Raw genomic sequence first — 19,601 nt, 5'->3', positions numbered from 1 at the left:
GGTAGCGCTGACCCGTCCGTGCCGGCCGGGCTGTGCTGCCCCGGCGGCGCTGACCTTGCCGTGCCGGCCGGGCTGCTGCGCCCCGGCCATGCCGGCCCGTCGGGGCTGTGCTGCCCCGGCGGCGCTGACCTTGCCGTGCCGGCCGGGCTGCTGCGCCCCGGCCATGCCGGCCCGTCGGCGCGGGCCGGTTACCTGAGGATGCCTTCCAGGAACTCGCTGCCCAGCCGGGCCACCACCGTCACGTCCAGCTGGTGCAGCACGTAGCGGCCGCGGCGGCGGGTGGTGATCAGGCCAGCCTTCTTCAGCACGGCCAGATGCCGGGATATCTCCGGGGCCGTCATGCCGAGCACCTGCGCCAGCTCGCTGGTGGTGTGCGCGCTGCGGGCCAGGTGGCGGCACATACGCATCCGCACCGGATGGGACAGTGCGGTCATCCGCAGGGCCAGCTGTTCGACCGTCTGCGGTGCGGCGAGCTCCGGGGAGCCCACCGGGTAGTGCAGCACCGGCTGCCAGCCGTACCGGTGCAGGACCATCAGATGCGGCCAGCCGAGACTCGTGGGGACGAGCAGCAGGCCGCCGTCGCCCGTGGTCGTACGGCCGTCGCCCAGCTTGTCGACCGTGATCCGGGTGCCGGCGGTGTCGAGCGTGATCGCCGGCGACACCGCGGCCAGACCCTCGGCCAGGCCCTTGCGCCGCAGCAGGTCCGTCTTGTGGCGGGCATCGGCCGCGAGCTGGTGGCGCAGCCGGGCCCAGGCCTCCGCGAAGAACGCCTCCTCGCAGTCCCGCAGGAACTGCCGCAGCCAGGCCCGGGTCCTGGGCGGGTCCGCCAGCAGCCGCTCACCGAAGCGCAGTTGACGCGGCCCGCGCGCGGCGGCCAGTTCCAGTGCCCGGCGGCGCGTCTCCGGGTCGGACAGCGCCGTCGCTTCGGACTCGCCGTAGCCGGTGCCACAGGTGAACTCCAGGGCCGCGTCCACGAACTGCTCGTCGGAAAGCTTGTCGAGCTGGTCCAGCTCCTCGGCGAGGGTCGCGCCCGGCAGCGTGCGCCGGTCCGGCAGGCCCGCCCAGGGCAGGAACAGATCCGAGAACGTCGTCCGCCACAGGAAGTCCGCCTCGCACATCCGGTCGGCCAAGTGCGGGTCGAGCCGGGCCGTCACCCCCGTCACCCAGCCCTGCAGGCCCGGGTGGTGCGCCGGTTCGGACAGCGCGTGCAGGGCCATGCCGAGCTCGGCCAGGGGCGACGGCACGACGGCGACCGCCTCGGGCTGCAGCCCCTCGATGTCGATGTGCACGCTCATGCCCTCATGGTGCACCCGGCCACCGACAACGCCCCCGTCGATTGACGGGCCTCGTCAATCGACGCGACGCCGTTCCCGGTCCGGACGCACGGTGGGACCACCGGGGCAGCCGCGGAGCCTTCGGACCTCCATCACCCCGTCCCACAGAGGCGATTCACCATGAGCATCACGCAGCAGTACCTCCTCGACACCTACCGCGCCCGGTCCCTCGGCGAGCCCGGCCCGCCCGCCCCCGGCACCGACGACTGGAAGGTCGTGCGGGAGTGGCGCGACGAACGGCACTTCCGTGCCGCCCTCGCGGGCCGCCCTGCCCGCCGAGGGCTCCTGGACGCCCTGAGGCGGTGGCGGCGGCGCCCTACCTGACCTGATCCGGCAGCCGGGTCACGAACTCCGCCACCGCCGCCTTCACGTCCTCGGCACTCCACTGCAGCCCGTCGGCCCGCACATGCACCTCCGTGAGCGCCAGCCCGGGGCCGCCCCGGTCCCAGCCATTGCCGAACAGGACGACCCCCGTCTCCTCGGCCATGAGGACCGACGCCTCCGCGAGGACGTCCGGCTCGTACGGCAGCCACACCTGGAAGTCGTGGGTGTGCGGCACCTCCGGGTGCACGCGCGCCCACGGCACCCCGGCCGCCGCGAACGCCTCGCGCATCGCGGCGGCCACCACGCGCGCGTGGGCCACGTACTCCGGCAGCCGGGGCAGCTGCCGCTCCAGCCCGACCAGCGCCGACAGCACCGTGGGGAACTGCTGGAAGACCGTCCCGCCGTACCGGTGCCGCCAGGTTTTCGCCTCCTCGACGAGCTCCTTCGGGCCCGCGAGCGCCGCGCCGCCGAAAGCCTCCAGAGCCTTGTAGAACGACACGTAGACGCTGTCGGCCAGGCCCGCGATCTCCTCCAGCGGGCGGCCGAAGTGGACGGTGGACTCCCACAGGCGGGCCCCGTCGAAGTGCACCACCGCGTCCCGTTCCCGCGCGGCCTCGACGACCGCGGTGAGTTCCTCCCAGGCGGGCAGGACGAAACCGGCGTCCCTGAGGGGCAGTTCGAGCATCAGCGCCCCGAAGGGCTCCTCGAAGTCGCGCACCTCGTCGGCGGTCGGCAGCCGGGGCTCGCTCGTCAGCCGCACCGGGCGCAGCCGCCCGACCTCGCTGAAGGCGTTCCGCTCGTGCACCTCGGGATGGCTGAGCGCGTGCAGGGCGACGGTCGGGTTCCCGGTGCGGCCCGCCCAGCAGCGCAGGGCCACCTGCTGGGCCATCGTGCCCGTCGGGAAGAACGCGGCGGCCTCGGTGCCGAGCAGCGCGGCGACCTTCGTCTCCAGCGCCTCGACCACACCGTCGCCGTACACGTCGGACAACCGGTCGAGGTCGTGGACGGCCGCCGCCTCCTCCAGCAGCGCCAGGCGCTCCCGGAGGGTCTGGTGGAAGCCGAAGCGCGCGAACACGCGCCGGGCCCTGTGATGGGCGGCCAGCCGCCGCTCGCGCAGCCGCGCGACCCGGTCCTCGTCCGTCACCCGGTCGTCGCGTTCCGCCGTGTCGCTCATGCCCCGGATCCTGCCCCGTGGACGGGCGGCGGGGCATCCGCATTTCCGGACGCCCTCGCGGGAATGCCGCACGGGCGTGCACAGCCTGTGGACGACCGAACGCCCCTCGTCGTGGACGACAGAACGCCCCCGACGACCGAACGCCCCTCGTCGTGGACGACAGAACGCCCCCGACGACCGAACGCCCCTCGTCGTGGACGACAGAACGCCCCTCCAACCGATCGCGTTAACATGACGAGAAATCGTCCGGTACCCGGAGCGGACTGGAACGGGAAGGCCGCCGTCGAGTGAACACAACCCCACAGCCAGACCCCAAGGACCGCCCCGCGCGGCTCACCGTCGGCGTCGTCGGCGCCGGCCGTGTGGGACCCGCGCTCGCGGCGTCCCTGCAGCTCGCCGGGCACCGCCCGGTCGCCGTCTCCGCCGTCTCGGACGCCTCCCGGCGCCGCGCCGCGCACCTGCTGCCCGACGTGCCGGTGATGCCCCCCGCCGAGGTCCTGAAGCGGGCCGACCTGGTGCTGCTGACGGTCCCCGACGACGCCCTGCCCGACCTCGTCACCGGCCTCGCCGACACCGGATCCGTCCGGCCGGGGCAGCTCCTCGTCCACACCTCCGGACGGTACGGGGCGCGGGTCCTCGATCCGGCCCTGCGCGCGGGCGCCCTGCCGCTCGCCCTGCACCCCGCGATGACCTTCACGGGCACGCCCGTGGACGTCCAGCGCCTGGCCGGCTGCTCCTTCGGCGTCACCGCCCCCGAGGAGCTGCGCCTGGCCGCCGAGGCGCTCGTCATCGAGATGGGCGGCGAGCCGGAGTGGATCGCCGAGGAGAACCGGCCGCTCTACCACGCGGCGCTCGCCCTCGGGGCCAACCACCTGGTCACGCTGGTCGCCCAGTCCATGGAGCTGCTGAGCGCCGCCGGCGTCACGGCCCCCGACCGGATGCTCGGCCCGCTGCTCGGCGCGGCCCTGGACAACGCCCTGCGCTCCGGCGACGCGGCCCTCACCGGCCCGGTCGCGCGCGGCGACGCGGGCACGGTCGCCGCGCACGTCACGGAGCTGCGCCGGCACGCCCCCCAGGCCGTCGACGGGTACCTGGCGATGGCCCGCGCGACCGCCGACCGGGCCCTGGCCCACGGCCTGCTGAAGCCGGAACTGGCCGAGGACCTCCTCGGGGTACTCGCTCACGGGACGGACGGGACCGACGGCACCGAAGGGGACGCCCGATGACCACCACCCTGCTGAGCACCGCCCGCGACCTGCACGCACGCGCGCGTGCGGGCCGCCGCGCCGTGGTGATGACCATGGGCGCGCTGCACGAGGGCCACGCCACGCTGATCCGCACCGCGCGCGACATCGCCGGGCCGGACGGCGAGGTCGTCGTCACCGTCTTCGTCAACCCGCTCCAGTTCGGCCGGGGCGAGGACCTCGACCGCTACCCGCGCACCCTGGACGCCGACGTCGAGCTCGCCGGACGGTCGGGCGCGGACGTCGTGTTCGCCCCCACCGTGGACGAGGTCTACCCGGGCGGCGAGCCCCAGGTCCGCATCACCGCGGGCCCCATGGGCGAGCGCCTGGAGGGCTCCTCCCGCCCCGGCCACTTCGACGGGATGCTCACCGTCGTCGCCAAGCTGCTGCACCTCACCCGCCCCGACGTCGCCCTGTACGGGCAGAAGGACGCCCAGCAGCTCGCCCTGATCCGCCGCATGGTGCGGGACCTGAACTTCGGCGTGGAGATCGTCGGCGTGCCCACCGTCCGCGAGGAGGACGGCCTGGCCCTGTCCAGCCGCAACCGCTACCTGTCGGCCGCCGAGCGGCGCACCGCCCTCGCCCTGTCCGGGGCCCTCTTCGCGGGCCAGGACCGGCACGCCGCACAGGAGGCGCTGCGGGCCCGGGCGCGCGAGGTGCCCGCCACGCGCGCGCGTGCCGAGGCGCTGAGCGCCATAGGGGAGTCCCGTGCGGCGGCCGACGCGCACGCCGTGGCGACGGCCGTCCCCGGCGGCCCGGCGGCCGTCCGCGCGGCCGCCCGGCAGGTCCTCGACGAGGCCGCCCGCCTCGAACCGCCGCTCGCGCTGGACTACCTCGCCCTGGTGGACCCGTCCGACTTCACCGAGATCGGGGACGACTTCACCGGCGACGCGGTCCTCGCCGTCGCCGCCCGGGTCGGGGCGACCCGGCTGATCGACAACGTCCCGCTCACCTTCACACGCTTCGGAGCCGCCTCGTGACCACCACAGGCATACGACTGCACGCGCCCGCCGCCGGGTGGTCCATCGCCGCGGACGTGGTCGTCGTCGGCTCCGGGGTCGCCGGACTGACCGCCGCCCTGCGCTGCGAGGCCGCGGGCCTGCGGACCGTCGTCGTCACCAAGGCCCGTCTCGACGACGGCTCCACCCGCTGGGCCCAGGGCGGCATCGCCGCTGCGCTCGGCGAGGGCGACACTCCCGAGCAGCACCTCGACGACACCCTGGTCGCGGGCGCCGGCCTGTGCGACGAGGACGCGGTCCGCCTCCTCGTCACCGAGGGCCCCGACGCCGTACGCCGCCTCATCGAGACCGGCGCCCGGTTCGACGAGTCCGAGGGCGAGCTGGCCCTGACCCGCGAGGGCGGCCACCACCGCCGCCGCATCGCCCACGCCGGTGGCGACGCCACCGGCGCCGAGATCTCCCGCGCCCTGGTCGAGGCCGTCCGCGCACGGGGCATGCGCACCATCGAGAACGCGCTCGTCCTGGACCTCCTCACGGACGCGGAGGGCCGCACCGCCGGTGTCACCCTGCACGTCATGGGGGAGGGCCAGCACGACGGTGTGGGGGCCGTCCACGCCCCCGCCGTGGTCCTCGCGACCGGCGGCATGGGGCAGGTCTTCTCCGCGACCACCAACCCGTCGGTGTCGACGGGCGACGGCGTGGCGCTCGCGCTGCGGGCCGGCGCGGAGGTCAGCGACCTGGAGTTCGTCCAGTTCCACCCGACCGTGCTGTTCCTCGGCCCGGACGCGGAGGGCCAGCAGCCCCTGGTCTCCGAGGCCGTGCGCGGCGAGGGCGCCCACCTGATCGACGCCGACGGCGTGCGCTTCATGGTCGGGCAGCACGAACTCGCCGAACTCGCCCCCCGGGACATCGTCGCCAAGGGCATCACGCGCCGCATGCTGGAGCAGGACGCCGAGCACATGTACCTCGACGCCCGGCACTTCGGCGCCGAGATGTGGGAGCACCGTTTCCCGACGATCCTGGCCGCCTGCCGCGCCCATGGCATCGACCCGGTCACCGCGCCCATCCCGGTCGCCCCGGCCGCCCACTACGCCTCCGGCGGCGTCCGCACGGACTCCCACGGCCGTACGACCGTCCCGGGCCTCTACGCGTGCGGCGAGGTCGCCTGCACCGGCGTGCACGGAGCCAACCGCCTGGCGTCCAACTCCCTGCTCGAAGGCCTGGTCTACGCCGAGCGCATCGCGGCCGACATCGCGGCGAACGGCCTCCACGCGCGCGTGCCTCAGCCGGTCCCGCACCCGGAGACCCCCGAGCACCCCCTGCAGACCCCTCAGGCCCGCTTCTCGATCCAGCGGATCATGACGGGCGGGGCGGGCGTGCTGCGCTCGGCCGGCTCCCTCGCCAAGGCCGCCGACCAGCTCCAGCGGCTGCACACCGACGCCCGGGAGGCCCTCGCCGAGAACGGCAGGACGGCCGAGGCCGGTGTCGACACCTGGGAGGCCACCAACCTGCTGTGCGTGGCCCGTGTCCTGGTCGCAGCCGCCCTGCTGCGCGAGGAGACCCGGGGCTGCCACTGGCGCGAGGACCGCCCCGAGCGCGACGACACCGCCTGGCGGCGCCACATCGTCGTCACCCTGAACCCGGACCGCACGCTGGCCGTGCACACCACGGACACCACAGACTTCCCCCCGACCCTCCCCACCCAGGCCCCCCAGGAGCAGTGACCGACGTGAGCACCCCCGACCTTCCCCTCGCCTCCTCCGGAGGCTGCGGTGACGGCTGCGCCTGCGGCGCGGACGACGAGGCATACCTCGAGTGCGGCCTGGACCCCGCACTCGCCCAGCTCCTGGCCGACGCCGGTCTCGACCCCGTCGAGGTCGAGGACATCGCCAACGTGGCCCTCCAGGAGGACCTGGCCCACGGCGTGGACGTGACGACGGTGGCGACCATCCCCGAGGACGCGGTGGCCACGGCCGACTTCACCGCACGCGAGGCGGGCACCGTGGCCGGCCTGCGCGTCGCCGAGGCGGTCATCTCGGTGGTCTGCGAGGAGGAGCTGGAGATCGAGCGCCACGCCGAGGACGGCGACCGCGTCGAAGCCGGCCAGAAGCTCCTGTCCGTCACCACCCGCACCCGCGACCTGCTCACGGCCGAGCGCAGCGCGCTGAACATCCTGTGCCGCCTGTCGGGCATCGCGACGGCCACGCGCGCGTGGGCGGACGTCCTGGACGGCACGAAGGCCAGGGTCCGCGACACCCGCAAGACCACGCCGGGTCTGCGCTCCCTGGAGAAGTACGCGGTCCGCTGCGGCGGCGGCGTCAACCACCGCATGTCCCTCTCCGACGCGGCCCTCGTCAAGGACAACCACGTGGTCGCCGCGGGCGGTGTCGCACAGGCCTTCCAGGCGGTACGCGAACGCTTCCCCGACGTGCCCATCGAGGTCGAGGTCGACACCCTGGACCAGCTCCGCGAGGTCCTGGACGCCGGCGCCGACCTGATCCTGCTCGACAACTTCACGCCGGGCGAGTGCGCGGAGGCCGTCGCGGTCGTCCAGGGCCGCGCCGCCCTGGAGGCCTCGGGCCGCCTGACCCTCGACAACGCCAAGGCGTACGCCGACACCGGCGTCGACTACCTCGCCGTCGGAGCCCTCACCCACTCCTCGCCGATCCTGGACATCGGCCTCGACCTGCGGCCGGCGGAGTAGGGGCGGTAGGGCCATGCTGCTGACGATCGACGTAGGAAACACCCACACCGTCCTCGGCCTGTTCGACGGCGACGAGATCGTCGAACACTGGCGCATCTCCACGGACGCGCGCCGCACGGCCGACGAGCTGGCGGTCCTCCTCCAGGGCCTGATGGGCATGCACCCGCTCCTCGGCGACGAACTGGGCGACGGCATCGACGGCATCGCCATCTGCGCCACCGTCCCCTCGGTCCTGCACGAGCTCCGCGAGGTGACCCGCCGCTACTACGGCGACGTGCCCGCGATCCTCGTCGAGCCGGGCGTCAAGACGGGCGTGCCGATCCTCATGGACAACCCCAAGGAGGTCGGCGCCGACCGCATCATCAACGCGGTCGCGGCGGTCGAGCTCTACGGAGGTCCCGCCATCGTCGTCGACTTCGGCACGGCGACGACGTTCGACGCCGTCAGCGCGCGCGGCGAGTACGTCGGCGGGGTCATCTCGCCCGGCATCGAGATCTCCGTCGAGGCCCTCGGCGTCCGCGGCGCCCAGCTCCGCAAGATCGAGGTGGCCCGGCCCCGCAGCGTCATCGGCAAGAACACGGTCGAGGCGATGCAGTCGGGCGTCATCTACGGCTTCGCCGGCCAGGTCGACGGCGTGGTCAACCGCATGGCCCGCGAGCTGTCGGAGGACCCGGACGACGTCACGGTCATCGCGACGGGCGGGCTGGCCCCGATGGTGCTGGGCGAGTCGTCGGTGATCGACGAGCACGAACCGTGGCTGACGCTGATCGGGCTGCGCCTGGTGTACGAGCGCAACGTGTCGCGCATGTGAGTCGCCGCTCGGCGTCGCCGCCGGGGCCGGGGCGTTGCGCAGCTCGGCGCGAACGAGGTGCCGCTGCGCCCGCCCTCCCACAAGTTCTCGGCTTCGTCCGAACAGGGGGAACCCCATCGCCCCGGCGGCACGCATGCCCGCAGCTCGGCGGAGACGCGCCCGCATCCGCCGTCGTACGCGAGGGGCCGTGTCGGGGGGTGTCCGCCCGCAGCGGTGGGCGGGTCGACGCCGGCGGTCGGTGAGAAAGTCCGTCGCGCCGTTCCGAGGACGGACACCCCGGGCGCGACCCCGACGCACACCCGGCGCGAGGCGAAGGACGCGCACCCCGTCCACCCGGGTGGTCCCCCACGCCACACCAGTCCCCTATGTGAGATTTGTCTGATTAGCGCGTATCGTCGCCGCATGCCCACGCCATACGGATCCCGCGGCGGCATGGCGTTCGGCGTGGAGGAGCTGCGTGTGCTCCGCCGCGCTCTCGCCCTTGCCCTCCATCCCACCCCCGCCTCGGCCGACGACGTCCAGGACTGCCTCCGTCTCGCAGAGTCGCTCGACGAGGCGCTGCGGGAGGGGGCCAGGCTGCGCGCCTTCCTCGTGGCCGACCTGGGCCGGTACCGCGCCGCCCTCCCCGGTACCGCAGTCGGCTACCTCGCGCTCCTCGACGAGGCCCTGGGTGCCGGTTACCGCCCCCTCCCCGACGACCTGGCCGCCCTGCGCGCCCTGCGCGGCAATCCCGCCGCCGCGGCCCTCCTGGACCGCTGCGCGCCCGCCCCCGCGGCCGTCGCGCCCGCCCCGGTGGCCGCCGTTCCCGGCTCCCGCACCCGCTCCGGCCCCCGCACCCGTCTCCTGGCGATCCCCGGCGGTCGCCGCGCCCCCGGGGACGCCGTCGCGGAGGGCCCGGAGAAGCAGCCCGAGAAGAAGCCCACGCGCAAGCCGACGCCCCCCAAGCCCACCCCGGCCCCCGCCCCCGGCACCCCGAAGCCCTCCCGCCCCATCCCCACCCCGGGCGAGGTCTTCCCGCGCCGCAAGCCGACCCCGCCACCACCCGCGAACCCCCAGCAGCTCGCCGCGGGCTGACGTGGCTACCCTGGGTCCATGGACTACGTCTCCGCGCTGCTGCCCCCGGCCGTCATGGCCGTCTTCTTCATCGGCGTGATCCGGGTGATCGTGAAGACCCAGGGCGGCGCCAACAAGGCCAAGGAGGACGCGGCGGTGGACGCCGCCCTCGCGCGCGTGGAGGGCGCCCGCCAGTCCGGCGCGGCGCCTTCGAGGACCGACGCCTGACCCACCCCCTCCGAGGGCGTGCGACTCGGCGGACCCGCACCCCGCGGCGCCCGCACTTCCGAGCCGTACGCCCTTTTTGTGCCTGTTCGCCGGTGAAGCGCACGTCCGCCACGCCATTACCGGGATCTCCCACTATTGTTCTGAGCTGTGCCTCGCCCATTGGGAGAACTCGAAGACGCGGTCATGTCGCGGGTGTGGAAGTGGAACCGCCCGGTGACCGTTCGAGAAGTCCTGGAAGATCTTCAGAAGGAGCGGTCCATCGCGTACACCACCGTGATGACCGTTTTGGACAATCTCCATCAGAAGGGCTGGGTGCGCCGCGAGGCGGAAGGCCGCGCCTATCGATATGAGGCGGTCTCCACCCGCGCCGCCTACGCCGCCGCCCTGATGAACGACGCCTGGTCGCAGAGCGACAACCCCGCCGCCGCTCTCGTCGCCTTCTTCGGCATGATGAGCGAGGAACAACGGCGGTCTCTCAGTGATGCCGTGCGGATCGTGCAGGGCCCGGAAACCCAGGAACCGACCGAACCGTCGGAATCCGCAGAACGGCCCGAACGGCCGGAACGCGGGGAAGGCCCCGAGGAGAACCCCGCCTCCGCTCAGGACCTCGGCGGGCGATAGCGTCCCGCCATGTCCGCGAAGAGCCCCGAAGCCACCGCAAAAGCCATCACCGTCCGGCGGGCCCGCACCAGCGATGTCCCGGCCGTGCGCGGCCTCCTTGACGCCTACGTGCGCGGCCGCATCCTGCTCGACAAAGCGACGGTGACGCTTTACGAGGACATCCAGGAGTTCTGGGTCGCGGAACGGGACGACAACGCCGAGGTCGTCGGCTGCGGTGCGCTGCACGTGATGTGGGAAGACCTCGCGGAAGTCCGCACTCTCGCGGTGAAGCCCGGCCTGAAGGGGGCGGGCGTCGGGCACCGGGTGCTGGAGAAGTTGCTGCAGACCGCCCGCTGGCTCGGTGTTCGCCGCGTTTTCTGTCTGACCTTCGAAGTCGACTTCTTCACCAAGCACGGCTTCGTGGAGATCGGCGAGACACCCGTCGACACGGATGTCTACGCGGAGCTGCTGCGTTCCTATGACGAGGGCGTCGCGGAGTTCCTGGGACTCGAACGAGTGAAACCGAACACCTTGGGCAACAGCCGGATGCTTCTGCATCTGTGATCATCGGGCGCTAGCCGGTCCAACGGGCCGGTCGGGTTCGTCAAGGCATATTCCGCGGGGCGGCCCCTGCCCCGGTGCCCTATGTCCGAAACGCGTGTGTTTCCGGACCGAGCCCGGGCTGCGGGTCTCTGCCGGGGGTTTGTGTTTTTCCGGCAAAAGCGGTTTGCTTTCCGAGGTACTGCAGTACTGCATATAACAGGGGACGGCGATACGGCGGACGCCGGCACACCCCGGCCCTGAAGATATCGATGAAAGGAAATCCGGTGGCACAGAAGGTTCAGGTCCTTCTTGTCGACGACCTCGACGGTGGCGAGGCGGACGAGACCGTGACGTTCGCGCTGGACGGCAAGACGTACGAGATCGATCTCACCACCTCCAATGCGGACAAGCTCCGTGGCCTTCTCGAGCCTTACGTGAAGGGCGGTCGTCGTACCGGAGGCCGTGCTTCGGGCGGGCGCGGAAAGGCGCGCGCGGCTTCGAGCGGCAGCCAGGACACCGCGGCGATCCGCGCCTGGGCGAAGGAGAACGGCTACGAGGTCAACGACCGCGGCCGTGTTCCCGCGACCATCCGCGAGGCTTACGAGAAGGCCAACGGCTGAACAGCGGCACTACCGACCCTGCGCACGCATGGCCGGAGGCTGGGCGCACGCGCGCCGCAGCCGGATCCGGTGGCATTGGGTGGCCACCGCGTTCACCAGCCGCACGAGATCGGGGGCGTCCCCAGCGCCCCCCAGCGCCGACAGCGTCGGCAGCGAGGTCTCGACCTCGCATCCCGGCTCGGGGGGCCGCAGCCACACGGCGGCCCCCTGGGAACCGACCCGCCCCGGCGGAAACGGCCGGTCGACGGCAGAACCGGGACCAGGGGGCGGTGACCCGTCCCTGAACGGTGTGTCCGCGCCGCAGGCCCGAAGAGCATCCGCCGGTACGGCGGCCGACTCGCACGGCTCGCACGGCTCGCACGAGAGCGGTGCCGTCCTCTCCTCGTGAGGCACCGGGGGCGACGGCGCAGCCATGAGGCCGCCCGCACCGATCGCCGCCAGATCCAGCGGCAGGCGCCCCCAGTCGAGCCACTCCAGCAGCCCGGGAAGTTCCTCGGCGCTGCCCGCGGCCACCAGGAGCAGCATCCGGTCACCGTGGAGGGCGACGGGGGAACCCGGCGCCCGGCGGCGCAGCGCCGCCCGACCCGCCTGCGCCGGCACGTCCAGGACGTCGTAGCGCACCCCCACCACCAGCCGCAGGGGATCGCCGGGCACCGTCGGCCAGCCCAGATCGTTCTCGTACCACCGCCGGACCTGACCGCTCGTGGGACGGCTCGTGGGACGGCTCGTGCCCGGGCCGCTCGCGGCGGGACAGGCCGGGTCGAGCGGCCGGCGGGGGAGCGGGAGGGCCGGGGACGCGGACGCGATCACGGGACGAGGGGCGCCGAACATGCCAAGTGCAACGGCCGGAAAGTCATGCGGGTTACGCTGGGTGGCGCCATGGACGCACACAGTGGCGAATCGGGGGCGTGAAGGGGGCGCGGGGAGGCGCAAGGTTGTTCGCCCGTAGCGGAGGGAATGGGGGCGCTCGGCATGGACTTCCGGTCTCCGCGGGTAAGACATCCCTAGTGGGAGGGGGCGACACGCAGAAAAGGACGTCTCACGTTCGCCATCGGCGTACTGGCGAGTGGGGTATCTGCCTGGCCTGCGGGAACATCGTCTCGCACCATCGGGTTGGAGCAGATGTCGGCGTTCGGGGTCAGGAGGCCAAGGACGGTGTCGGCAGTTGGAATGAGCGGTCCCCGCTTGCGGGACTAAGCTGCGGAAGGACAGGGAGGGGAAGTTCCCCCCACTGCCTGACCGCTCTGAGGAGCGATTAACGATGTTCGAGAGGTTCACCGACCGCGCGCGGCGGGTTGTCGTCCTGGCTCAGGAAGAAGCCCGGATGCTCAACCACAACTACATCGGCACTGAGCACATCCTCCTGGGCCTGATCCACGAGGGTGAAGGTGTCGCCGCCAAGGCCCTTGAGAGCCTCGGGATTTCGCTCGAGGCGGTCCGCCAGCAGGTGGAGGAGATCATCGGCCAGGGCCAGCAGGCCCCGTCCGGCCACATCCCCTTCACCCCCCGTGCCAAGAAGGTCCTGGAGCTGTCGCTCCGCGAGGCCCTTCAGCTGGGCCACAACTACATCGGCACGGAGCACATCCTGCTCGGCCTGATCCGCGAGGGCGAGGGCGTCGCCGCCCAGGTCCTCGTCAAGCTGGGCGCAGATCTGAACCGCGTGCGGCAGCAGGTCATCCAGCTGCTCTCCGGTTACCAGGGCAAGGAGACCGCCGCCGCCGGCGGTCCTGCCGAGGGCACCCCCTCCACGTCCCTGGTCCTCGACCAGTTCGGCCGGAACCTCACCCAGGCCGCTCGTGAGTCCAAGCTCGACCCGGTCATCGGGCGCGAGAAGGAGATCGAGCGGGTCATGCAGGTGCTGTCCCGCCGTACCAAGAACAACCCGGTCCTGATCGGTGAGCCCGGCGTCGGCAAGACCGCCGTCGTCGAGGGTCTCGCCCAGGCCATCGTCAAGGGCGAGGTGCCCGAGACCCTCAAGGACAAGCACCTCTACACCCTGGACCTCGGCGCCCTGGTCGCCGGCTCCCGCTACCGCGGTGACTTCGAGGAGCGCCTGAAGAAGGTCCTCAAGGAGATCCGCACCCGCGGCGACATCATCCTGTTCATCGACGAGCTGCACACGCTGGTCGGTGCGGGTGCCGCCGAGGGCGCCATCGACGCGGCTTCCATCCTGAAGCCGATGCTGGCCCGCGGTGAGCTGCAGACCATCGGTGCCACCACGCTGGACGAGTACCGCAAGCACCTGGAGAAGGACGCGGCCCTGGAGCGCCGCTTCCAGCCCATCCAGGTCGCGGAGCCGTCCCTGCCGCACACGATCGAGATCCTCAAGGGGCTGCGCGACCGGTACGAGGCCCACCACCGCGTCTCCATCACGGACGAGGCGCTGGTCCAGGCCGCCACGCTGGCCGACCGGTACATCTCGGACCGCTTCCTGCCGGACAAGGCGATCGACCTGATCGACGAGGCCGGTTCCCGGATGCGCATCCGCCGGATGACCGCGCCGCCGGACCTGCGCGAGTTCGACGAGAAGATCGCCGGCGTCCGCCGCGACAAGGAGTCCGCGATCGACTCGCAGGACTTCGAGAAGGCCGCCTCCCTCCGCGACAAGGAGAAGCAGCTCCTGGCCGCCAAGGCCAAGCGGGAGAAGGAGTGGAAGGCCGGCGACATGGACGTCGTCGCCGAGGTCGACGGCGAGCTGATCGCCGAGGTCCTCGCGACCGCCACCGGCATCCCGGTCTTCAAGCTGACCGAGGAGGAGTCCTCGCGTCTGCTGCGCATGGAGGACGAGCTCCACAAGCGGGTCATCGGCCAGAACGACGCCGTCAAGGCGCTGTCGAAGGCGATCCGCCGTACGCGTGCCGGTCTGAAGGACCCGAAGCGCCCCGGTGGCTCGTTCATCTTCGCCGGCCCGTCCGGTGTCGGTAAGACCGAGCTGTCCAAGGCGCTCGCCGAGTTCCTCTTCGGTGACGAGGACGCGCTGATCTCCCTCGACATGTCGGAGTTCAGCGAGAAGCACACGGTCTCGCGTCTCTTCGGTTCGCCCCCCGGCTACGTGGGCTACGAAGAGGGCGGCCAGCTGACGGAGAAGGTCCGCCGCAAGCCGTTCTCGGTCGTGCTGTTCGACGAGGTCGAGAAGGCCCACCCGGACATCTTCAACTCGCTGCTGCAGATCCTGGAGGACGGTCGCCTGACCGACTCCCAGGGCCGGGTCGTGGACTTCAAGAACACGGTCATCATCATGACGACCAACCTCGGCACCCGGGACATCTCCAAGGGCTTCAACCTGGGCTTCGCCGCCCAGGGCGACACCAAGTCCAACTACGAGCGCATGAAGAACAAGGTCTCGGACGAGCTCAAGCAGCACTTCCGGCCCGAGTTCCTCAACCGCGTCGACGACGTGGTCGTCTTCCCGCAGCTCAGCCAGGAGGACATCCTCAAGATCGTCGACCTGATGATCGACAAGGTGGACGAGCGCCTGAAGGACCGGGACATGGGCATCGAGCTCTCCCAGTCCGCCAAGGAGCTGCTGTCCAAGAGGGGCTACGACCCCGTGCTGGGCGCGCGTCCGCTGCGTCGCACCATCCAGCGCGAGATCGAGGACTCGCTGTCGGAGAAGATCCTCTTCGGCGAGCTGCGCCCCGGTCACATCGTGGTCGTCGACACGGAGGGCGAGGGCGAGACCAAGACCTTCACCTTCCGCGGCGAGGAGAAGGCGGCCCTCCCGGACGTCCCGCCGATCGAGCAGGCGGCCGGCGGCACGGGTCCGAACCTGAGCAAGGACGCCTGAGCGTAACGACCCACTGAGAGGGGCCGGTGCTGAACAGCACCGGCCCCTCTCGCATGCCTGGCCTAGGACAGCTGTCCGTCGTAGTCCGGCAGCTTGAACGTCCTCTCGGCGTGGCCGCCCGACAGGTCGGTGGCGCTGTTGCCGATGTTCGCGATGATCGTGTAGCCCTTCTTCTCGACGTCGATGCGCTGGGCCGTCTTGTAGTCGGCGACGTTCTTGAAGAGATCGATGAAGTTGCGGACGTAGAGTCCGGAGACCTGATAGCCGGTCTGCTTCAGGTTGTACTGGGTGAACGAGGCGATGATGTCCGGCCGGGCGGTGACGAAGAACAGGGCGACGCCGCGCTCCTGTGCGTATCTGGCGGCCTCCAGGACCGGCTTGTTGGCCGGTTGCGGATAGGCGAAGCCGAAGTCCGTCTCCAGCGTCGTGTTGTCGATGTCGAAGACGATCGCCTGCTTCTCGCCCGGCTTCGTGGCCGCTATCCGCTGCTTCAGATAGGGCAGGGCCTGGTCCATCACGGCCTGGCAGTCCTTCTGCCAGGTGCCGTAGTCGACGTCCGCGGCCGTGGCCGCGGCGGTGGTCGCGGCGGTGGTCGTGGAGGCCCGTGCAGCGGTCGTGGCGTCGGCCGGTGCGGCCATCGCCACGAGGGCCGCCGCCGAGACGGCGGTCACTGATGCGCGGCGCAACCAGGGGCGTCGGGTCTGCATGTCGTGGGGGTCCTCTCACGTCCGTGACGCTGCCAACATGTCGTGTGCATGCTTGTGCTCGAGGGTGGCGTGAGGGGAACCGTAGGGTTACCGGACGGTAGGCGCCTAGAGGCCTGCGCCACATTTTCGGAATGGCCGAAGAGGGTCCCCGGTGACATGGCGCACAGGCGATATGTCCGTTACTAGCTGGATTAGTGGATAACGGACCAGGAGAAAAGGGATTCTTCCCCCGCAGTGCGGGTGGAAGTGCTGGCCGGTGTCCTGATTTGTACCGAATGACTGCTGTGTCAAGAGACGTAGAACACTGAACCAAATTACTAACTAGCGTCGTAGATCACGCTTTTGGGAGTTTGTCGGGCTTCGGGTTACCAAGGGATGGCCACACGGCGAGCGGTTGTGCGCCGGGTGGTTTTCTCCGTCCCCTTCCTTACGAGGTTTCGATGTCCCAGCGCGTCACGTCCCGTTCTTCCCGTACGTCCCAGCTCCGCACCCGTGCGACCGTGCTGGCCGCCGGCCTTGGTGTCTCGGTCGCACTGGGAGCCGGGGTCGCGTCCGCCGCCGACACCACGGCCGCGTCCGGGGCCGCCAGTGCCGTCCAGGCGCAGGCCGCCGCCCAGGCCAAGGTCGCCAAGGCCGAGGCCGCGAAGGCTGAGAAGGCCGCCAAGGCCGCCGCCGCCGAGAAGGCGGCCGAGAAGAAGGCCGCGGCCAAGAAGGCCAAGCCGTCCTGGGTCGACCCGGTGAAGAAGTACACGCTCTCCGCGAGCTTCGCCCAGAACGGCGGCATGTGGGCGCACAAGCACAGCGGCCAGGACTTCGCCGTGCCGAGCGGTACCCAGGTCGTCGCCACCCACGGCGGCACCGTGGTCAAGGCCGGCGGCAACGGCGCCGGCGACGGTCCCGCGTACGGCAACGCCGTCGTCATCAAGCACGGCAACGGCACGTACTCCCAGTACGCCCACCTCTCGAAGGTCGAGGTGCGCATCGGCCAGATCGTCAAGACCGGCCAGGAGATAGCCAAGTCCGGCAACACCGGCAACTCCAGCGGCCCGCACCTGCACTTCGAGATCCGCACGACCCCGAACTACGGCTCGGCGGTCGACCCGGTGAAGTTCCTGCGCGGCAAGGGCGTGACGGTCTGACCCGCCTGCCCGCTGGGAGCCTCCGGCTCCCTGGGGACGGTGTGACCCGCATGACCGCCCGCTAGGAGCCTCCGGCTCCCCGGTGGGCCTGGGTCACCAGGTCCGTGGCGACCTCGAGGACGGCTCTGTTCTTCTCCTCGGGGTCGTCTCCCATGTCCTGCAGCAGGAACATGCCGGCGTGCAGCGTGAAGATGGCGCTGGCGCAGCGGACCTGGTCGACCAGGGGCGCGTCCGGGTCGACGATGATGTCGCGCAGGCTGTGGATGCGGGCCTTGAAGGAATCACCGATCCGCAGGTCCCGCACCGTCGCCTGGTTCTCGTGCATGAAGCGGAACAGCGGCGCCGCCTCGGCGAGCGTGTCGGCGTAGCGGCGGATGATCTCCTGCTTGGTCGCCAGGGTGTGCGGCTGCTGCCGGCCCCACTCGATCAGGTCCTCGATCGGCTGGGTGAGGTCCTCGAAGATGCTGACGAGGATCTCTTCCTTCGTCTTGAAGTGGTAGTAGAGCGCCGCCTTGGTGACCTCCAGGTGCTCCGCGATCTCGCGGAGGGAGGTCTTCTCGTAGCCGTGCTCGGCGAAGAGTTCGAGGGCCACGTCCTGGATGCGCCGGCGGGTGTTCCCGCGGCGCCGCTGCCTGGTGCCGTCCATGGTGCCGCCCATCCTCCTACGCCCCCCGCTTTCCATAAAACTTACTTGACGCCCGGCTAGTTCCGCGGCTAGCTTCCGAGTGTAGTCACTAGCCGGTCGGCAAGTAAGTAGCGGTAGCTGGGGGAGTGGGAGCGATGGCGGACAAGACGGACACACCGGTGGCACAGGCCGCCGAGGCGAAGCAGCCCAAGAGCGTACGGGTCGTACTGCTCGCGCTGATGATCGCGATGATGCTCGCGATGCTCGACAACATGATCATCGGCACCGCGATGCCGACGATCGTCGGTGAGCTGGGCGGGCTCGAACACCTCTCCTGGGTCGTCACCGCGTACACCCTCGCGACCGCGGCCTCCACCCCGCTGTGGGGCAAGCTCGGCGACATGTACGGCCGCAAGGGCACGTTCCTGTCGTCCATCGTGATATTCCTGATCGGCTCCGCGCTCAGCGGCATGGCCCAGGACATGAACGAGCTGATCGGCTTCCGCGCGGTGCAGGGTCTCGGCGCCGGCGGTCTGATGGTCGGCGTCATGGCGATCATCGGTGACCTGATCCCGCCCCGGGAGCGGGGCAAGTACCAGGGCATGATGGCCGGCGTGATGGCGCTGGCGATGATCGGCGGCCCGCTGGTCGGCGGCACGATCACCGACAACTGGGGCTGGCGCTGGGCCTTCTACATCAACCTGCCGCTCGGCGTGGTCGCGCTGATCGCCGTCAGTGCCGTGCTGCACCTGCCGAAGAAGCGGGCGCAGGCGCGGATCGACTACCTGGGCGCCGTGCTGCTGACCGTCGGCATCACCGCGATCGTGCTGGTCACGACCTGGGGCGGCACCGAGTACGCCTGGTCCTCGGCGCGCATCATGGAGCTGATCGGCATCGGCGTCGCCGCGCTCGTCGGGTTCGTGTTCTGGCAGACTCGGGCCGCGGAGCCGGTCCTGCCGCTGCACATCTTCCGCAGCCGGAACTTCACGCTGATGTCGGTCATCGGCTTCATCACGGGCTTCGTGATGTTCGGCGCCACGCTGTTCCTGCCCTTCTACCAGCAGGCCGTGCAGGGCGCCTCCGCGACCAACTCGGGGCTGCTGCTCCTGCCGATGCTGGGCGCGATGCTCGTCACGTCGATGGTCGCCGGGCGGGTGACCACGAACACCGGCCGGTACAAGGTCTTCCCGGTGCTCGGCGGTGCGCTGATGATCGTCGGCCTGTACCTGCTGTCCACGATGGACACGGGGACCTCGCGGTTCACCTCCGGTGTCTTCATGGCCGTGGTCGGCCTCGGGATGGGCTGCCTGATGCAGATCACCATGCTCGTCGCGCAGAACAGCGTGGAGATGAAGGACATGGGCGTCGCGTCCTCGTCCACCACCCTCTTCCGCACGCTCGGTTCCTCCTTCGGCGTGGCGATCATGGGTGCGCTGTTCAACCACCGCGTCCAGGACGTCATGGCCGAGCGGGCCGGGGCGCTGGGCTCCAAGGTGACCGAGCAGTCCGCCCAGCTCGACCAGGCGAGCATGGCCAAGCTGCCGGAGGCGGCCCGCGAGGCCTACCAGCACGCGGTCGCCGCCGGTACGCACTCGGCGTTCCTGCTCGGAGCCGTGGTGGCGGTGGTCGCCCTCGCGGCGGCCGTGTTCGTGAAGGAGGTGCCGTTGAAGGGAGCGGGACCGACGGCATCGGACGACGGCAAGGCGGGCGGCCCGACGGCTCAGACGCCGGTGGTCGAGCCGGTCTGAC

The 19,601-nt window shown here is 71.2% G+C and carries 19 protein-coding genes; 14 read left to right on the top strand and 5 right to left on the bottom strand.

The window, feature by feature from the left end:
• Positions 1 to 188 precede the first annotated feature (188 nt).
• A complete protein-coding gene (locus ACFY5B_RS33220; protein ID WP_389976860.1) occupies positions 189 to 1,295 on the bottom strand; it encodes a DUF5937 family protein in 1,107 nt (368 codons plus the stop codon).
• A gap of 159 nt (positions 1,296 to 1,454) precedes the next feature.
• Between ACFY5B_RS33220 and ACFY5B_RS33215 the strand changes: the two genes are divergently transcribed.
• On the top strand, positions 1,455 to 1,658 hold the full coding sequence (locus ACFY5B_RS33215; protein ID WP_389976857.1) for a hypothetical protein: 204 nt from the start codon (positions 1,455 to 1,457) through the stop codon (positions 1,656 to 1,658).
• Here ACFY5B_RS33215 and ACFY5B_RS33210 read toward each other — a convergent pair.
• The gene (locus ACFY5B_RS33210; RefSeq protein ID WP_389976854.1) at positions 1,651 to 2,832 is read right to left on the bottom strand and encodes a threonine aldolase family protein; all 1,182 of its coding nucleotides are present in this window, start codon (positions 2,830 to 2,832) and stop codon (positions 1,651 to 1,653) included. The two genes, ACFY5B_RS33215 and ACFY5B_RS33210, sit on opposite strands and share 8 nt — an antisense overlap.
• A 287-nt stretch (positions 2,833 to 3,119) precedes the next feature.
• Between ACFY5B_RS33210 and ACFY5B_RS33205 the strand changes: the two genes are divergently transcribed.
• The 10 genes from ACFY5B_RS33205 to ACFY5B_RS33160 all read left to right on the top strand — a co-directional run bounded on the left by ACFY5B_RS33205 (position 3,120) and on the right by ACFY5B_RS33160 (position 11,594).
• Positions 3,120 to 4,058 carry a Rossmann-like and DUF2520 domain-containing protein gene (locus tag ACFY5B_RS33205; RefSeq protein WP_389976851.1) on the top strand — a complete coding sequence of 313 codons (939 nt, stop codon included), beginning with the start codon at positions 3,120 to 3,122 and terminating at the stop codon, positions 4,056 to 4,058.
• On the top strand, positions 4,055 to 5,056 hold the full coding sequence (panC, locus tag ACFY5B_RS33200; RefSeq protein WP_389976848.1) for a pantoate--beta-alanine ligase: 1,002 nt from the start codon (positions 4,055 to 4,057) through the stop codon (positions 5,054 to 5,056). Before ACFY5B_RS33205 ends, panC begins: the two co-directional genes overlap by 4 nt.
• The gene (locus ACFY5B_RS33195) at positions 5,053 to 6,759 is read left to right on the top strand and encodes an L-aspartate oxidase (protein WP_389976845.1); all 1,707 of its coding nucleotides are present in this window, start codon (positions 5,053 to 5,055) and stop codon (positions 6,757 to 6,759) included. The genes panC and ACFY5B_RS33195 overlap by 4 nt, the downstream gene beginning before the upstream one ends.
• A gap of 5 nt (positions 6,760 to 6,764) precedes the next feature.
• Positions 6,765 to 7,739 carry a carboxylating nicotinate-nucleotide diphosphorylase gene (nadC, locus tag ACFY5B_RS33190; RefSeq protein ID WP_389976842.1) on the top strand — a complete coding sequence of 325 codons (975 nt, stop codon included), beginning with the start codon at positions 6,765 to 6,767 and terminating at the stop codon, positions 7,737 to 7,739.
• 13 nt (positions 7,740 to 7,752) lie between these two features.
• Positions 7,753 to 8,550 carry a type III pantothenate kinase gene (locus ACFY5B_RS33185; RefSeq protein ID WP_031110806.1) on the top strand — a complete coding sequence of 266 codons (798 nt, stop codon included), beginning with the start codon at positions 7,753 to 7,755 and terminating at the stop codon, positions 8,548 to 8,550.
• A 402-nt stretch (positions 8,551 to 8,952) separates the two neighbouring features.
• Positions 8,953 to 9,624 carry a hypothetical protein gene (locus ACFY5B_RS33180; protein WP_389976839.1) on the top strand — a complete coding sequence of 224 codons (672 nt, stop codon included), beginning with the start codon at positions 8,953 to 8,955 and terminating at the stop codon, positions 9,622 to 9,624.
• Between the two features lie 18 nt (positions 9,625 to 9,642).
• Positions 9,643 to 9,831, top strand: coding sequence for a hypothetical protein (locus tag ACFY5B_RS33175; protein ID WP_389976836.1), 189 nt, complete (start codon positions 9,643 to 9,645; stop codon positions 9,829 to 9,831).
• A 159-nt stretch (positions 9,832 to 9,990) separates the two neighbouring features.
• Positions 9,991 to 10,452 carry a BlaI/MecI/CopY family transcriptional regulator gene (locus ACFY5B_RS33170; protein WP_389976833.1) on the top strand — a complete coding sequence of 154 codons (462 nt, stop codon included), beginning with the start codon at positions 9,991 to 9,993 and terminating at the stop codon, positions 10,450 to 10,452.
• Between the two features lie 9 nt (positions 10,453 to 10,461).
• Positions 10,462 to 10,995, top strand: a complete 534-nt coding sequence (locus tag ACFY5B_RS33165) for an amino-acid N-acetyltransferase (protein WP_031111859.1) — start codon at positions 10,462 to 10,464, stop codon at positions 10,993 to 10,995.
• 263 nt (positions 10,996 to 11,258) lie between these two features.
• On the top strand, positions 11,259 to 11,594 hold the full coding sequence (locus ACFY5B_RS33160) for an Lsr2 family protein (protein WP_053673923.1): 336 nt from the start codon (positions 11,259 to 11,261) through the stop codon (positions 11,592 to 11,594).
• 9 nt (positions 11,595 to 11,603) lie between these two features.
• Here the strand turns inward: ACFY5B_RS33160 and ACFY5B_RS33155 are convergent, their stop codons facing one another.
• Positions 11,604 to 12,404: an SCO3374 family protein gene (locus ACFY5B_RS33155; protein ID WP_389976829.1), complete on the bottom strand. Its 801-nt coding sequence runs from the start codon at positions 12,402 to 12,404 to the stop codon at positions 11,604 to 11,606.
• A gap of 451 nt (positions 12,405 to 12,855) precedes the next feature.
• On the opposite strand from ACFY5B_RS33155, the gene ACFY5B_RS33150 reads away from it, so the two are divergent.
• Complete coding sequence (locus tag ACFY5B_RS33150; protein ID WP_389976826.1) at positions 12,856 to 15,381, top strand: ATP-dependent Clp protease ATP-binding subunit; 2,526 nt, start codon at positions 12,856 to 12,858, stop codon at positions 15,379 to 15,381.
• 62 nt (positions 15,382 to 15,443) lie between these two features.
• Here the strand turns inward: ACFY5B_RS33150 and ACFY5B_RS33145 are convergent, their stop codons facing one another.
• Complete coding sequence (locus tag ACFY5B_RS33145; protein ID WP_389976823.1) at positions 15,444 to 16,088, bottom strand: HAD family acid phosphatase; 645 nt, start codon at positions 16,086 to 16,088, stop codon at positions 15,444 to 15,446.
• A gap of 440 nt (positions 16,089 to 16,528) precedes the next feature.
• Between ACFY5B_RS33145 and ACFY5B_RS33140 the strand changes: the two genes are divergently transcribed.
• The gene (locus ACFY5B_RS33140) at positions 16,529 to 17,227 is read left to right on the top strand and encodes a M23 family metallopeptidase (protein ID WP_389976820.1); all 699 of its coding nucleotides are present in this window, start codon (positions 16,529 to 16,531) and stop codon (positions 17,225 to 17,227) included.
• A 61-nt stretch (positions 17,228 to 17,288) separates the two neighbouring features.
• Here the strand turns inward: ACFY5B_RS33140 and ACFY5B_RS33135 are convergent, their stop codons facing one another.
• The gene (locus ACFY5B_RS33135; protein ID WP_389976817.1) at positions 17,289 to 17,885 is read right to left on the bottom strand and encodes a TetR/AcrR family transcriptional regulator; all 597 of its coding nucleotides are present in this window, start codon (positions 17,883 to 17,885) and stop codon (positions 17,289 to 17,291) included.
• Positions 17,886 to 18,007: 122 nt separating this feature from the next.
• Here ACFY5B_RS33135 and ACFY5B_RS33130 point away from each other — a divergent pair, with 122 nt between their 5' ends.
• Positions 18,008 to 19,600: an MDR family MFS transporter gene (locus tag ACFY5B_RS33130; RefSeq protein WP_389976814.1), complete on the top strand. Its 1,593-nt coding sequence runs from the start codon at positions 18,008 to 18,010 to the stop codon at positions 19,598 to 19,600.
• The last annotated feature ends 1 nt before the right edge of the window (position 19,601 follow it).

It is taken from the genome of Streptomyces sp. NPDC013187 (genome assembly GCF_042899705.1).
GTDB lineage: Bacteria > Actinomycetota > Actinomycetes > Streptomycetales > Streptomycetaceae > Streptomyces > Streptomyces hawaiiensis_A.
The sequence above is the reverse complement of the archived record's forward strand: the minus strand, read 5'-3'. Positions and strand labels throughout refer to the sequence as shown.

Coding starts and splice junctions, on each gene's coding strand:
- ACFY5B_RS33135 (WP_389976817.1), bottom strand. CDS start 17,885: ATGGGCGGCACCATGGACGGCACCAGGCAGCGGCGCCGCGGGAACACC.
- ACFY5B_RS33150 (WP_389976826.1), top strand. CDS start 12,856: ATGTTCGAGAGGTTCACCGACCGCGCGCGGCGGGTTGTCGTCCTGGCT.
- ACFY5B_RS33140 (WP_389976820.1), top strand. CDS start 16,529: ATGTCCCAGCGCGTCACGTCCCGTTCTTCCCGTACGTCCCAGCTCCGC.
- ACFY5B_RS33130 (WP_389976814.1), top strand. CDS start 18,008: ATGGCGGACAAGACGGACACACCGGTGGCACAGGCCGCCGAGGCGAAG.
- ACFY5B_RS33220 (WP_389976860.1), bottom strand. CDS start 1,295: ATGAGCGTGCACATCGACATCGAGGGGCTGCAGCCCGAGGCGGTCGCC.
- panC (WP_389976848.1), top strand. CDS start 4,055: ATGACCACCACCCTGCTGAGCACCGCCCGCGACCTGCACGCACGCGCG.
- ACFY5B_RS33185 (WP_031110806.1), top strand. CDS start 7,753: ATGCTGCTGACGATCGACGTAGGAAACACCCACACCGTCCTCGGCCTG.
- ACFY5B_RS33145 (WP_389976823.1), bottom strand. CDS start 16,088: ATGCAGACCCGACGCCCCTGGTTGCGCCGCGCATCAGTGACCGCCGTC.
- ACFY5B_RS33175 (WP_389976836.1), top strand. CDS start 9,643: ATGGACTACGTCTCCGCGCTGCTGCCCCCGGCCGTCATGGCCGTCTTC.
- ACFY5B_RS33215 (WP_389976857.1), top strand. CDS start 1,455: ATGAGCATCACGCAGCAGTACCTCCTCGACACCTACCGCGCCCGGTCC.
- ACFY5B_RS33210 (WP_389976854.1), bottom strand. CDS start 2,832: ATGAGCGACACGGCGGAACGCGACGACCGGGTGACGGACGAGGACCGG.
- ACFY5B_RS33165 (WP_031111859.1), top strand. CDS start 10,462: ATGTCCGCGAAGAGCCCCGAAGCCACCGCAAAAGCCATCACCGTCCGG.
- ACFY5B_RS33180 (WP_389976839.1), top strand. CDS start 8,953: ATGCCCACGCCATACGGATCCCGCGGCGGCATGGCGTTCGGCGTGGAG.